Source organism: Desmospora profundinema (assembly GCF_031454155.1).
GTDB lineage: Bacteria > Bacillota > Bacilli > Thermoactinomycetales > DSM-45169 > Desmospora > Desmospora profundinema.
Window position 1 is genome coordinate 215,479 of sequence record NZ_JAVDQG010000006.1, and the last position, 15,902, is coordinate 231,380.

Here is a 15,902-nt window from a genome sequence, read left to right on the forward strand (position 1 = left end):
GCGTCATGCCTGTCGCCCCTTCTATCAAATATCGATCGGATTTCTGGAGGTAGGCTTGGAAATCCTGCGGAGTCGACTCTAGTACTACAGTTGTACTTATAAGAGCAGGCGCAGATGTGAGAAGGGAGGGTGGTGGGATGGCTGCGATCCTTTGCGCTTTTTGCAAGAGATCGAAGACAGCCCACCAGCCCGACCGACCTACGTTCATATATACTCTTCGTACAAATGCAACTGTAGTACTAGCCACGCATAAGAGACCTGGGAACGCAAAGGGACCAAGGCGAGACTGGTGCTTTGTGAGTGCATGGAGCGAGGACGGAAAACCAAGCCGACGACTTGTCCGTGAAGGCCGAGAAAAACGGTTACCTGATGGGGAACGATATAAGAAATGAGGTGTGCGGGTGGATGATGAACAAAAACAATATTCAGGACTTGTATGAGCTCTCTCCCCTTCAAAAGGGCATTTTGTATCATCATTTGAAAGAGCCGGATTCCCGCAGTTACTTTGAACAGACCACCTTTTATTTACAAGGGGTGGTTGATCCGGATGTTTTGGAAGAAAGCCTGAATGAATTGGTTGAGAGATACGAGATTCTCCGGACCAATTTCATTCATAAAAACTTCTCTCAACCGATGCAGGTGGTATGGAAAAAGCGACCGGTACCCCTGGAGCGATTCGATTGGTCCGATGCGGGTCCCGATGCACGTTCGGCATGGCTTCAGGAGTATCGGCGCAAAGACCGGGAAAAGGGCTTTGATTTGGAAAAGGAACCGCTGATCCGGTTTGCTTGGATCCGTCTCAGCGGCGACGAGTATGCGTTGGTGTGGAGCCATCACCATATTCTGCTGGACGGTTGGTGTCTCGGTCTGTTAGTCCCGGAATGGCTGGAGGCTTACCAAGAGCGGCTGTGCGGCAGAGTCGGGGCGGCGGAAAAAGGGGTCCCCTACAGCCGCTATATCCGTTGGTTGCTCCAGCAGGATGTAGAAGAGGCGAAGCGGTTTTGGCGAAAGCGATTGGACGGGTGGGAAGGAGGGAGCGGCTTGCCCGCTACCTGCTTCCAGCCGAAAGCGGCCGGTATGCATGAAAAAGTGAAGTTTCGCCTTTCCGGGGAAAGGACCCGACAACTGGAAGCGCTGGCGCGTTCACACGGAGCGACCGCCTCCACCGCCTTTCAGACCCTGTGGGGTGTTTTACTGCAAAAATACCAAGATACCCGCGATATCCTGTTTGGATCCGTTGTGTCGGGTCGTCCGGCGGACTTACCCGATGTGGAGAAGATGGTGGGTTTGTTTATCAACACCATCCCGGTCCGCGTCAAAACCGGGGAGGGGGAATCCTTTCTCGACGTATTGCAGCGTGTTCGGGATGATGCGCTGGAATCCACCTCCCATGATTATGTATCCCTTGCGGACATCCAGCCGGCGGCGGCTGCGGGACGGGAGTGGATCGACCATGTTGTCGTCTTTGAAAATTACCCCGTAAGCCCGGAGGAATGGGGAGCCGGAAATGATACGGGCTTTCGGATTACCAGCCTGGAAGCGTTTGAACAGACCCATTACGATTTCGACGTGACCGTGTATCCGGGAGAAGAGTGGGAAGTGGTCTTATCCTTCGACCCCGGTGTTCACGCTGCCGACTTTATCAAAAACATCCCGAATCATTTCCATGTTCTGGTTGATGCGGTGCTGAAGACACCCGATTTTCCGCTCCAATCGATTGAAGTCGTTGAGGGAAAGGAACGAAAGCGTCTTCTGTCCGACTGGAACCGTACGAAAACCGATGATCCCCGGAATCAGACCATCCATGGCTGGTTGGAAGAGCGGGTCCGGAAGCACCCACAGCGGTTGGCGGTGGTTATGGGGGAAGAGAGAATCGATTATGGTGAGTGGAATAAACGGGCCAATCGGCTGGCCCGTAAATTGCGGGAGGAAGGAGTCAAGCGGGAAGAATTCGTCGGAGTGCTGTGTGATCGTTCCCCCAAAATGGTAGTGGCGATCCTGGCAGTGTTAAAGGCCGGGGGAGCCTATGTTCCGCTGGATCCCGACACTCCCGTCGAGCGAATGCAAACCCTGTTGCAAGACAGCGGTGTCCGGGTGTTGGTCGTGGGGGAAGGGCTGGGAGAGGATCTCTCCTTTTCGGGTGTCCGGGTACCGGTGGATCAACCCGAAGGGTGCGGCGAAGATCTGGAATCCGTTAACGGGCCGGGTGATTTGGCCTATATGATTTATACCTCCGGTTCCACCGGAAAGCCCAAAGGCGTCATGATTGAACACCGTTCCGTGTGCGGACTCGCCTCGACGGCTCCCCTGTATGCGATCCGGCCCGAGAGCCGGGTGTCCCAGTGTGCCTCTTTTAGTTTCGACGCATCCGTCAGCGAACTTTTTTGTACTCTCTTTCACGGAGCGACACTTTATATGGTAGAAAGAGAGACGCTCTTATCCGGACATGCCTTCATTCGATGGCTGCGTGACAACCGCATTACAACCATTCCCTTTATTCCGCCGACATTGCTGCGGGAGCTTCCTGAAGGCGACTTGCCCGACCTGGAATTGATCAGTACCGGAGGCGAGGAATTATCCGCCGATCTGGTTCGAATCTGGGGAAGGGATCGGATGTTTATCAATGCATACGGACCGACGGAGACCACAGTGGACGCCACACTGGGGGTCTGTTCCCCCGATGGGAAGAAGCCTTCGATTGGCCGGCCGGTCGCCAATAAAAGCGTGTATGTGCTGGACTCCAATCACCACCTCATGCCCATCGGAGTTCCGGGGGAACTGTGTATCGGAGGCGACGGGCTGGCGCGGGGATATTGGAACCGGCCGGAATGGACGGAAAAGCGGTTTGTGGACAACCCCTTTGTACCGGGAGAACGGATGTACAAAACCGGTGATAGGGTCCGCTTTCTTCCCGACGGGAATCTGGAGTACCTCGGCCGCATGGATCATCAGGTGAAAATACGGGGCCATCGGATTGAGTTGGGCGAGATCGAAGCACGGTTGACGGCCCACCCTCATGTGAAGGACGGGGTGGTGACAGTGATCCGGGATGGAGACGAGCCGGCGAGTCTGTGTGCGTATATCGTGACGGAAAGCGTCTGGTCCGTGGACGATCTGCGGGAGTATCTCGCAGGGGAGCTGCCCGAATATATGATTCCGTCCTATTTTATAGAATTGGATACGATTCCTCTCACCACGGGAGGAAAAGTGGACAGGCAGTCGCTGCCGGCACCCCGGGGTGAATGGGATCGTAGGCGGTCGTCCCATCCCCCTGCCAACCGGACGGAAGAGGAGCTGGCTGCGATCTGGCGGGAGGTGTTGGGGTCGGACGGGTTTGGGATGGAAGATGACTTCTTCCACCTGGGCGGCCATTCTCTGTCGGCGATGAAGCTGGTGTCCCGCATTCATCAACACTGGCAGGTGGAGATTCCTCTCCGTGAGATCTTCGGCCGCCGAACCCTACGGAAAATGGCGGATTGGATCCGAATGACGCAGAAGAGTGATTTCCGCCCGATCCAACCGGTTGAGGGACAAGCCGACTATCCGGTTTCCTCCGCACAGAAACGGATGATGGTCGTTCAACAGATGGAAGGGGCCGATATGGCCTACCATATCCCGACCGTGCTGGAGATGGAAGGGGAATTAGACGTGAAACGGCTGAACGGAGCCCTGGCGGAACTGGTCAAACGCCATGATTCCTTCCGTACCTCGTTTCATTTCCGTGAAGGAGAACTAAAACAGCGTATCCATCCGGAAGTTCCCTTTGCATTGGCGTGTGTGGAGGTGACGGAAGCCGAGGCCGAAGAGCAAGCCCGCCGCTTCATCCAGCCGTTCTCCCTCGATTCGGCTCCTCTGTTCCGGGCGCGTTTACTGCGCCTGGCTCCCGACCGTCATTGGCTGCTCTTGGACATGCACCACATTATTGCCGATGGGGTTTCCATGGAGATCGTGACCAAGGAATTGGCTTCTCTCTATGAAGGGAAGTCGCTTCCCGCCCTGCGCATTCAATACAAGGATTTTGCCGTCTGGCAACAGCAGATGCGCTCCAGCCGATGGTGGGAAAAGCAGGAACGTTTTTGGCTGGAACGTTTTTCAGATGGTCCCAAGCCCCTGCCATTCCCCACCGATCACCCCCGTCCGCCGGTACGGACCCATGAAGGGCGTGTGCATACCTTTCGGTTGGATCCGCGGCTGGCGGACCGGTTAACGGATCTCTCCTTGGATCGGAAAACGACGCGCTTTCTGGTGATGTTGGCCGCATACAAAATCCTGCTGTCGCGATATGCGGGGCAAGAAGAGGTGACCGTCGGTACACCGGTGGCGGGCCGGTCCCATGCCGATCTGGAATCGACGGTGGGGATGTTTGTCAACTTGCTGCCGCTGAAAAGCCACCTGGCCGAGGAAGAATCGTTTTCCGAATATCTGAAACAATGTACCGCCGTTCTTCTGGAAAGCGTGGAACACGGAGATTTTCCCTTTGAGGACTTGGTGGAAAAACTGAATCTGCCACGGGATACCAGCCGCCATCCCTTGTTTGACACGCTGTTTGTTTGGGACTCCCTTCCTGTGAAATGGCGTTTATCCGGTTTGACAGTCCGTCCCCGCGATCCCGAGTGGGGTACGGCCAAGTTTGATATGACCTGGTATATCCAAGACGGGGAACAGCCACGGGTGCTGGTGGAATACAACACACACCTGTTTAAGGAAGAAACGGTGGAACGGATGGGCCGTCACTTCCGTCGGATCCTGACCCAAGCGGTGGAGCATCCGGACCGGCCCTTGTCGGAAATGGAGTGGATCACCGAGGAAGAGCGGACTCAGATCTTAGAAGTTTTCAATGATACGGCTGCCGACTACCGCCGGGATCAGACCATCCACGGCATGCTGGAAGAACAGGTGATGCGTATTCCCGACCGGGTGGCGCTGGTGGCGGAAGGGGACACCCTCACCTATCGGGACCTGAACGAACGGGCCGACCGGTTGGCATGGTACCTGCGTGATAAGGGAATCGGACCCAATCAGGTGGTGGGACTGCTGGTGGAGCGTTCCGTGGAGATGATGGTAGGAATGCTGGGGATCTTAAAAGCCGGTGGGGCTTATATGCCCATTTCTCCCGATTTTCCCGTGGAACGGATGTCCTACATGGTAGAAAACAGCGGAGCGTCCCTCGTTTTGGCCCAAGACCGCCTGTTTGAGCAGGCCCGATCCATTGCGGCTCATGCCTGCGCCATTTCCGATGCGGAACAGGCAGCACCGGGCGGGAGCGGCTTCAAATCGATGGCCACCTCTCGGGATCTCGCATATGTGCTGTACACTTCCGGTTCCACCGGAAAGCCCAAAGGAGTGATGGTGGAACACCACTCGGTGTTGAATCGCTTGGAGTGGATGGCCGAAGCTTACGGGATCACCGAGGAAGACGTGTTGCTGCAAAAAACACCCCATGTGTTTGACGTCTCCGTCTGGGAGTTGTTTCTCTGGTTCTTCGCGGGAGCCCGGCTCGTGCTGCTTCCCCCCGGAGCGGAAAAATCTCCCGGGGCGATCCGAAAAGCCATTTCTCATTATGGAGTGACGACCCTTCACTTTGTCCCCTCGATGTTTACGCCCTTTTTGGATGAAGTGGAACAACACGGGGATCGGGATGATTGGCACGGTTTAAAACGCATCTTCACCAGCGGGGAAGCGTTGATGCCCGCACAGGTCCGGCGCTTTCACCAGACACTGGGCAGAAAGGGTCAAACCCGGCTGTACAACTTGTATGGACCGACGGAGGCCACCGTCGATGTTTCTTATTTCGACTGTCCGCCTGATACGGAACTGAGCGTGGTTCCCATCGGAAAGCCGATCCAGAATGTGCGCCTGTACATCGTGGATCGCCGGGACCGACTGCAGCCCGTAGGGGTTCCGGGTGAATTATGTATTGCCGGTGTCTGCCTGGCGAGGGGATACATCAACCGGGACGATTTGACCGCGGAAAAGTTTGTGCCAGCCCCCTTTGCTCCCGGTGAAATCATGTACCGGACAGGGGATTTGGCCCGGTGGAATGAGGATGGAAACATCCAGTTCCTCGGAAGAATCGATCACCAGGTGAAAATCAGAGGCCACCGGATCGAATTGGATGAGGTGACAGGCCGGCTGCTGCAACATCCCGCAGTGAGAGACGGAGCGGTGATTGCCCGTCAGGACGGGGACGTCTCCCACTCCTTATGTGCTTATCTGGTGGCGGCAGGAGAGTGGCAAGTGTCGGAGCTGCGTCGGCATATGGCGGAGTCGCTGCCGGATTATATGATTCCGGCCCATTTTGTCGAAGTGGAGGCGCTTCCGTTGAATCCGAACGGGAAGCTGGACCGCCGCGCATTGCCGGAGCCTGGCGTTGCGAAGACGGAGCAGGCGTTTGTTCCGCCTGCGACTGCGGCGGAAAAACTTTTGGTTGAAGTCTGGCAGAACGTGCTCGGAGTGGAGCGGATCGGGACGTTGGACAATTTCTTTGAGTGGGGCGGGGATTCCATCAAAGCGATCCACATCTTGGCCCGGTTAAATCGGAAGGGGTGGCAATTGGAGTGGAACGATTTGTTCAAACATCCCACCATCCGTGAAGTGGCCCCGCTGATGCGCCGGACCGACTGGATCGCCGACGAGGGCCCGGTGGAAGGAAAAGCACCGCTTACCCCGATCCAACAATGGTTTTTTCACTGGTACGAGTCCAATCCCCATCACTGGAACCAGGCCGTGATGCTGAAGCACCCCGCCGGCTGGGACGAAGAGCGGGTGCGGGCAGCATTTCGTCAACTGGCGGCACACCATGACGCCCTGCGTATGATTTTCCAAAAAGAAGGGGAACGGATGGTTCAGGTTAATCGGGGGAGCGATGCGGAGGTCTTCACCCTGGATGTGATCGATTGCCGGAAAGCGAACTCCGTACGGGACCAAATCCGACGGGAAGCGGACCGAATTCAGCGGGGCTTGGACATCAACCGGGGACCGTTGGTCCGTCTCGCCTTGTTCCGGACGGAAGAAGGAGATCATCTGTTGATCGTCATTCACCACTTGGTGGTGGACGGGGTGTCCTGGCGGATCCTGTTGGAGGATCTGGAAACGGTTTATCGGCAGTTGTCCACGGGTGATGCGGTCAATCTCTCGCAGAAAACCTCCTCCTATCTGGCCTGGAGCCGGGGGTTGGAAGAGGTTGCGAGCACCTCGTCCCTGGCGGAGGAGAGAGCGGTTTGGGATGAAATCACCCGCACGAAAGCGGCTCCGCTCCCCCGTGAGAGGACCGGACAGACCGGAGCCGGAGCGTTGACCGTCGAGGTGGAGGAAGAGACGACCCGCCTGTTGCTGTCGGATGCCCATCGCGCCTTTCAAACGGAAGGGAACGATTTACTGTTGACCGCTTGGGCCATGGCTGTCGGTGACTGGACAGGGGAGAGGAGAGTCGCGCTGGATCTGGAAGGGCACGGTCGGGAAGGGATCGTCGCCGGGATTAACCACACCCGGACGGTGGGTTGGTTTACCTCTCTGTATCCGATCGTCCTGGAAATCACACCGGGTGATTGGTCCCGGTCGATCAAATCCGTAAAAGAGACGTTGCGTCACATTCCCAACAAGGGAATCGGCTACGGGATCCTGCGCTATCTGACTGCCGATGGTGCCCGGATGGGAGAGGAGGGCAGGCTTCGTCCGCAGATTTGTTTTAACTATCTGGGACAGTTTAGCGAGGGTGAAGACAACGAGGGGTTCGTTTTATCCGATATGCCGGTAGGGGAAATGGTGAGTCCCGATTCTCCGACCACCCATTCCCTGGAGCTCAGCGGGATGGTGAGGAACGGACGGCTCTCGCTGACATTGCATTATCGGGCTTCGGAATATCGCCGTGAAACGATGGAACGGTTATTGGAATCGTACCGCAAGCAGCTGGAGTCGATGGTCTCCCATTGTATGAGTCGGGCGGATGTGGAGCATACACCCAGCGATTTTAGCGCACAAGCGTTAACCCTGGAGGAGCTGGATGATGTATGGGAGGCTTTGAAGGCCAAACAGTGATGAAACCTCCGCCCCCCCTCTTGATTTGAAAGATACGGAATGAGGCTGCTGACAGACTGTTCACTTTTATAAGGGAACCGGCACGGTGTAGCCCCCTTTGACCGGCTACCCAGGGGAGTCTCTAGCAGCCATCAACCTTTTCTTTTGGCCGCCGGTGGTGTCCGGAAGAGACGGAACGGACTTCCTCATCTGCGACAGGGAAAGAGTGCGGGATGGAAAATCGGGGGCCGAGTGTCTCAATTTACGGAAACAACGTTTTCTGATGGTGGCACGAACATCCTTTTGCCCGAGGTGATGGATGGATGCTGGATAAAAGCAATATCAAGGACATGTATGAATTGTCTCCCATGCAGAAAGGGATGTTGTTCCACGCATTAAAAGACGGGAGCGCCCACACGCATGTGGTTCAGGGTACCGCCACCCTCCGCGGGGAGGTGGATGTCTCCGCCCTGGAGAAAAGCTTTCGGGACATCGTGGGCAAGTATGATGTCCTCCGTACGGTATTTATCCATGAAAAGCTGAAACAACCGCTCCAGGTGGTGTTAAAACAAAGAGACGCCGGCTTGTATTACGAGGACCTCGCCGGGTTGGATCCGGAGCAAGCAAAACACGAAGCGGATGGGCATGTTCGTCGGGAGCGGGAAAGAGAGTTTGACTTTGCCCGGGATCTTCTTTTCCGGCTGTCTTTGCTGCGGACAGCCCCTGAGGAGTACCGTTTGATCTGGACCTTTCACCATATCTTGATGGATGGCTGGTGTCTTTCCCTCGTCTTTCAGGACCTGTTTACCCTGTACCGTCGTCACCGGAAAGGAGAGCCCGTCGATGGCGGCCGGGCCACCCCCTACAGTGAGTACATCCGCTGGCTGCAAAAGCAGGATCATAGGGAAGGACTTCGTTACTGGGAAGAGTACCTGAAGGGGTGGGAATCTCCTTCGGTTTTACCGGGATCCCAGGGGCGGATCCGTGCCGAAAAACGTTGGGAAGAAGTCGTTCGGCCGTTGGATCCGGCTCTTACGGATGGGTTGAGCCGATTGGCCCGAGAAAAGCAAACCACGGTGAATACCGTTTTTCAGACCTTGTGGGGGATTTTGTTGCAGCGGTACAACCAGACCGAGGATGTCGTGTTCGGTTCGGTCGTCTCCGGTCGTCCGGCACAAGTGCGGGACGTAGAACATATCGTCGGATTGTTCATCAACACAGTACCGGTAAGAGTAACCCTTTCCCACTCCGAAGAAACGTTCACGGAGCTGCTGGGCAGGGTGCACCGATCCGCACTGGAGTCCAAATCCTACGAGTATATTTCCCTGGCGGACATCCAAAGGGTTTCCTCCGTCGATCAACCGGTCAACCACATTCTGGTCTTTGAAAATTACCTGTCATCCAAGGATGCATGGTCCGACCACGAATCCTTGGGTTTTCGGTTCGAGGAAGGGGACTCCTTTGAACCCAGCAATTATGATTTCAATCTTGTCGTCCTGCCCGGAGAAAACGGCTGGACTCTTCATGTTGGTTTTGATCCGCAAGGGTATGATGCCAGGTTGGTAACGGAGACCCTTTGCCACCTGGAGTATCTGATGAAACAAGCGGTTGCCCGTCCGGATCTCCCCGTTCGGTCCTTAGAGGTGCTGGATGGGGAGGGGAAAGAACGTGTCCTAAACACGTTCAACCCAGCTGATGCCGGATACCCCGCGGGGGAAACCATCCACGGTTTGTTTGAGGCGCAAGTGAAACGGACACCGGATCAGGTGGCGGTCACCTGTGACGAGGAAAGATGGACCTATCGTCAGTTGAATGCGCGGGCTAACCGCCTTGTCCATGTGTTGCGGAGGGAGGGGGTCCGTCCGGATGGGATTGTGGGGATCCTGTTTCCGCGCTCTCTCGACATGGTGGTGGCGATGTTGGCTGTGTTAAAGGCTGGCGGCGCTTATCTGCCCATCGATCCGACTTATCCTTCCGAGCGGATCCGTTATCTGTTGGCGGACAGTGCTGCGGGGTGGCTGCTGGTTCCTTCCGCGGATGACGCCCCGCCGGGATATAAGGGGAAGGTGGTTCTAATGGATGCCGGGGAAGAGCGGGAGTCGGATGAAAACCCGTCCCCTGTGAATCGATCCGGGGATTTAGCCTATATCCTCTACACATCCGGTTCCACAGGCAAGCCAAAAGGGGTGATGGTGGAACACCGCAACGTCGTGCGGCTGCTTTTTCATGACGGAAATCGGTTCGATTTTCATGCTGGCGACGTGTGGAGTTTGTTCCACTCCACCAGTTTTGATTTTTCGGTGTGGGAAATATACGGAGCGCTCCTCTACGGCGGACGGCTGGTGGTGGTTCCGGAATGGGTGGCCAAGGATCCCGACCGCTTTTATCGCTTGTTGAAGGAAGAAAAGGTGACGATTCTCAATCAAACCCCCACCGCTTTTTCCATGCTTGCCCATGAGGCGGTCGCATCAGAGGGTGCGGAGCTTTCTGTCCGCAAAGTGATTTTTGGAGGGGAGGCCTTAGCCCCCGTCCAACTGGCGCAGTGGAAACGCAAATATCCCGGCACCCAACTGATCAATATGTACGGCATTACGGAGACTACTGTCCACGTCACCTACAAAGAGATCGGGATGCGGGAGATAGAGAGCAACGTGAGCAATATCGGCAGGCCGATTCCCACCTTAAAGGTGTATGTCTTGGATGAACGGGGCCAACCGTTGCCGATGGGGGTTCCCGGTGAAATGTATGTCAGCGGGGATGGAGTGGCCCGTGGTTACCTGAACCGGCCGGAATGGACGGAGGAGCGTTTCCTCCTCGATCCCTTCGATCCCGAAAAACGCATGTATCGTTCGGGAGATCTGGCCCGGTGGCTGCCCGATGGCGAACTGGAATACCTGGGGAGGAAGGACCACCAGGTAAAAATTCGCGGACATCGGATCGAATTGGGCGAGGTGACCGGTCGGCTGTTGGAACATCCCTACGTTCAGGAAGGAATCGTGGTCCCCCGCCAGGATGTGCAGGGAGAGACCGACCTCATCGCCTATTTCGTAGCTGGAGGAACGTGGAGTGTGGCGGAACTGCGCGGCCATATGGGGACGGCGCTGCCGGCCTATATGATTCCTGCTCATTTTATGGAGCTGGACGTCATGCCGTTAACTTCCAATGGAAAAATCGACCGCAAGGCATTGCCCGCCCCGCGCGTATCCGGTCTTTCCCGATCCGCCCCTCCCACCAACCGCACGGAAGAAATGCTGGTACGAGTGTACCAGGAAGTGTTGGGTGTGAAGTCTGTCGGCATCCATGATCACTTTCTGGACCTGGGCGGCCATTCCTTGAAGGCCACGCAGTTGGCCGCCCGCATCCAAAAAGAATGGGGGAAAACGGTTCCCTTGCGGGAAATCTTCCTGCGTCCGACCCCCAAGGAGCTGGCAGCCTATATCCGGGAACGCGGTTCATCGGACACCGCTTTCATTCAGCCGACGGGGGAACGAAAATGGGTTCCGGCTTCGTCGGAACAAAGACGGCTGTATGTCATCCGGGAGTTTGAGAATGTGGGTACCAGCTACAACATCCCCCTGGCGTTGGAGTGGAAAGGGAAATTGGATGTCAAACGCCTCCGGGATGCTCTCGAGCAGCTGATCCAACGACATGAAATCCTCCGGACTTCCTTTCACTTGGTGGAAGGCGAGCTCAAGCAGCGGATCCACGAACAGATGAGCGCAGAATGGGTCGAGATGGCGGGAAGCGGTGAATGGCCGGAATGGGTGGAACGGTTTGTCCAGCCGTTTACGTTGGACCGTCCCCCGTTGTTTCGTGCCGGTTTGGTAGAGGTGGAGGAGGAACGGTATTGGATTTTTCTCGATTTTCACCATATTATCATCGATGGAATCTCGATGGGCGTGATTCTGCATGAATGGATGGAACTGTACCGGGGAAAGACGCTGCCGGTCCCGCCGTTGCAGTACAAAGATTATGCGGTGTGGCAAGAAGAGTGGAGGCGTTCCGGGGACTTCCGGGAAAAAGAGAGCTACTGGTTCAAACGATTGCAGGGAGAGTTGCCTGTACTGGATTTGCCGACGGACTTTCCCCGTCCCCCCATCCAGCGATTTGAAGGAGAAAGTGTCACCTTCACCATAGACAGGGATCTGACCGACCGGTTGCGCACCCTGGCCGCGGCTGAAGGGGGAACCCTGTTTATGACGCTGTTGGCCGCTTACCAAACGCTTTTGCATAAATACACCGGACAGGAGGATATCCTTGTCGGTTCCCCGATTTCCGGACGGTTTCGGCCGGGATTGGAATCGATGGTGGGGATGTTCGTCAATATGCTCCCGCTTCGGGGCTGTCCCCGTGGGCAGCGGACATTCCGCCAATTCCTCTCTGACATGCGGCAGGATGTGCTGGATGCCTATGAACACGCCGAATATCCGTTGGAAGAACTGTTGGACCGGTTGGAACTGCAACGGGATATGAGCCGTCAGCCGCTCTTTGACACGGTGTTCGGTTTGCAAAACATGGATCGCCCCGTCTGGAATGTGCCGGGGGTGTCCATTTCGTCCCTGGAGCTGGAGTGGAACCAGGCCAAATTTGATCTGACATGGGAAATTTCCGATGGAGAGACCCTCGCGATTTCACTGGAGTACAACCGCCACCTCTTTGCCCGGGAGACGATCGATCGAATGGTCCGCCACTTCCTTCATATTTCGAGGCAGGTGGTGGAACGGCCGGACACGAGATTGACCGATATCCAACTGGTGACACCGGCTGAAAAAGAGCGCCTGCTTGCTTGGAACCGGACTGACCGGGACTATCCCCGTCATCGCACGATACAAGAATGTTTCGAGGAGGCGGTGCAGGCCCATGGGGAACGGGAAGCAATCATCCATGCTTCCGGTACGCTCACCTACCGGGAGCTGAATGACCGTGCGAACCGGTTGGCGCGTCTCTTGCGTGACCGGGGTGTTCACAGAGGTTCCCGGGTGGCTTTGATGACGGTTCCCTCACCGGATACGGTTGTGGCAATCCTGGCGGTGCTGAAGGCGGGTGGCGCCTACGTTCCCATCGATCCGGCTTACCCTGGTGAGCGGATCCGCTATCAGTTGGAGGATAGCGGGGCAGGCTGGGTGCTGACTCACCGGGGGCTGTCCCTGCCGAGCGGATCCGGGGGGATGCGGTTGGAGCTGGATGGGGTCGATTGGGACAAAGGCGACGCCTCAAACTTGGAACCGGTCAACACGTCGGATGATCCCGCCTACATCATTTACACGTCAGGGTCTACCGGTCGACCCAAAGGGGTCCTTCTTCACCATCGGGGTGTGCAGAATCTGTCCCTGGCGGCCGACGACCTGGGGCTGAAGCCGGGAAGCCGGTCGACGCAATTGGCATCGTTCAGCTTCGATGCGTCGGTATGGGAAGTGTTTCCTCCCCTGCTCACGGGAGCTACGATTGTGATGGGCGGGAGGGAGGCGGTGTTGGAGAGGACGTTTACGGATTGGCTGCGGGAGTCGGCCGTCACCCATTTGATGCTTCCGCCTTCCCTGCTGCGTTCGATCCCTCGAGTCCCGCTTCCCGACCTGGAAGTGATCGTCACCGGCGGTGAAGCCTGCACGCCGGAACTGGTGGAATGGTGGGGGAAAAATCACCGGTTCTTCAATGCGTATGGGCCCACCGAGATCACCGTCTGTGCCACGATGGGCCGCTGTCGACCCGGTGAAACGGTGACGATTGGAAAACCGTTGGCCAATACCCGTGCCTATGTAATGGGGCTGGACGGGCAGCTCTGCCCTGTGGGCGTGCCCGGGGAGTTATGGGTTGGAGGGGATGGGGTTGGACTGGGTTATCTGGACCGGCCGGAGCTGACGGCGGAACGGTTTGTTCCGGATCCGTTTAAACCGGGAGAGAGGGTTTACCGCACCGGCGACTGGGTGCGGCGGCTGCCTGATGGCTCCTTGGCCTTTATGGGACGGATGGACGATCAAGTGAAAATTCGCGGGCATCGGGTCGAATTGGGAGAAATCAAAGCCCGGCTGACGGATCATCCCGATGTAAAGGAGACGGCCGTGATGGTGCGTTTCCCAGAAAATGGCCATTCCGAATTATGCGCCTATATCGTTTCCGCAAAGGGAGCACTTGTGGATGAAATCCGGGAATTCCTGTCCCGTTCACTGCCGGGTTATATGGTTCCCGCTCATGTGATCGACGTGGAGTCGATTCCCTTGACGCTGAATGGAAAAGTGGATTTTCGCGCCTTACCCGAACCGGGCAGGTTCCAGCTGCGGCAAATTCCTTTTGAAGGGCCGCGAAATCCGGAGGAAGCCTTGTTGTGCTGGGTGTGGGAGGAGGTCCTTTCCCGGGAAAAGGTGGGGATCCGAGACCATTTCTTTGAAATCGGAGGGGATTCCATCAAAGGAATCCAAGCCGCCGCCCGCATGGGACAAGAGGGATGGCGGCTGCGGCTGAAAGATTTGTTTCAGCATCCGACCATCGCCGAATTGGCCCGGCGGTTGGAACCGCTCCAGCAGGAGGAGGGCGAAGACCCGGTGGAAGGGGAAGTTCCCCTCACCCCGATTCAACATTGGGTGTTCGGATTGACGGATGATCCGAAGCATTGGAATCAAGCCGTGATGCTGCATCATGAACAGGGGTGGGATGCGGACAGGGTGAAGCGCGTGTTCCACAAGCTGGTTCACCATCATGATGCGCTGCGAATGGTATTCCGGCGTGACGCGGGCCGGGTGAAGCAGTTCAACCGGGGGACGGAAAGCGCCGAACAAGCATTTACGATGGAAGAGTATGATTGTACGCAGGCGTCCGACCCAAGGGAACAAATCGGAAGAGAGGCGGAGCGGTTGCAGCGCAGCTTGCAGCTGGAAGGTCCGTTGATCCGCCTCGGTTTGTTCCGGACCGGTGAAGGGGACCACCTGCTGGTTATTATTCACCACCTGGTGGTGGATGCGGTTTCCTGGCGTATCCTGATGGAAGATTTCGAGACGGCTTATGAACAGGATGAACAGGGGAAACCCGTTTTCCTTCCCGCCAAAACCAGTTCGTTTCAGCGATGGAGCACGGCTTTGCAGGAGTACGCCAACAGTCCGGCGTTTTTGGAGAAGGAGCTGCCTTACTGGACTCGTGTGTTGTGCCAGGAAGTCCGTCCGTTGCCTGCCGATCGGAAAAGGCAGGGAACCCCGTGTTTCAACGATATGGCGATGGTGGACTTTACCTTGGGTGAAAAAGAGACGACACGGTTGTTGCGAGAGAAGAAGGCGGCATACGGAGCGGAGATCAATGATTTGCTGCTGGCGGGGTGGGCTCGCTCCGTCCGTGAGTGGACTGGTGCGGATCGGATTGCCGTTGATCTGGAAGGACATGGACGTGAAGATTTGTTGGAGGGGGTCCAGGTGACCCGTACGGTCGGCTGGTTTACCGCCAGCTTCCCTGTCCTTCTCGATACCGGTGGACAGGAGTGGGAATCGATCGTTTCCGGTGTGAAAAAAGCCTTAAACCAAACGCCAAACAAAGGGGTCGGGTATAGTCTCCTCCGATACCTGACCGATGCGGACAAACGGGGGCCGTTGACGGTTCGCCTCCGACCCGAGATGATGTTCAATTATCTAGGTGAATTTCGAAATGGCTTGGCCAAAGAGGAAGTCGATTCTTCCACTATGCCGGTGGGTGAATTGATCGACCCGAATATGCCATGGCCTTATGCCATCGACATCAACGGGTTCGTGGTGGGTAACCGGCTGACCTTCACCTTGCGCTATGATCGGCACCGTTTTCATGAAGAAACCATGCGACGGTTGACTGACCGTTATGTTCACCATCTGCGTGATCTGGCCCGGTTGCCTCGCCGTGTTTCCACTCCCTGACGATGACTTGGATCTCTT

Annotated in this window: 2 protein-coding genes; both read left to right on the forward strand. The window is 56.5% G+C overall.

The window, feature by feature from the left end:
• Positions 1-405: 405 nt before the first annotated feature.
• Positions 406-8,037 (forward strand): non-ribosomal peptide synthetase, encoded by a 7,632-nt coding sequence (locus JOE21_RS13920; RefSeq protein ID WP_309867384.1) that lies wholly within the window; start codon positions 406-408, stop codon positions 8,035-8,037.
• A gap of 302 nt (positions 8,038-8,339) precedes the next feature.
• A complete protein-coding gene (locus JOE21_RS13925) occupies positions 8,340-15,884 on the forward strand; it encodes a non-ribosomal peptide synthetase (RefSeq protein WP_309867385.1) in 7,545 nt (2,514 codons plus the stop codon).
• Positions 15,885-15,902 lie beyond the last annotated feature (18 nt).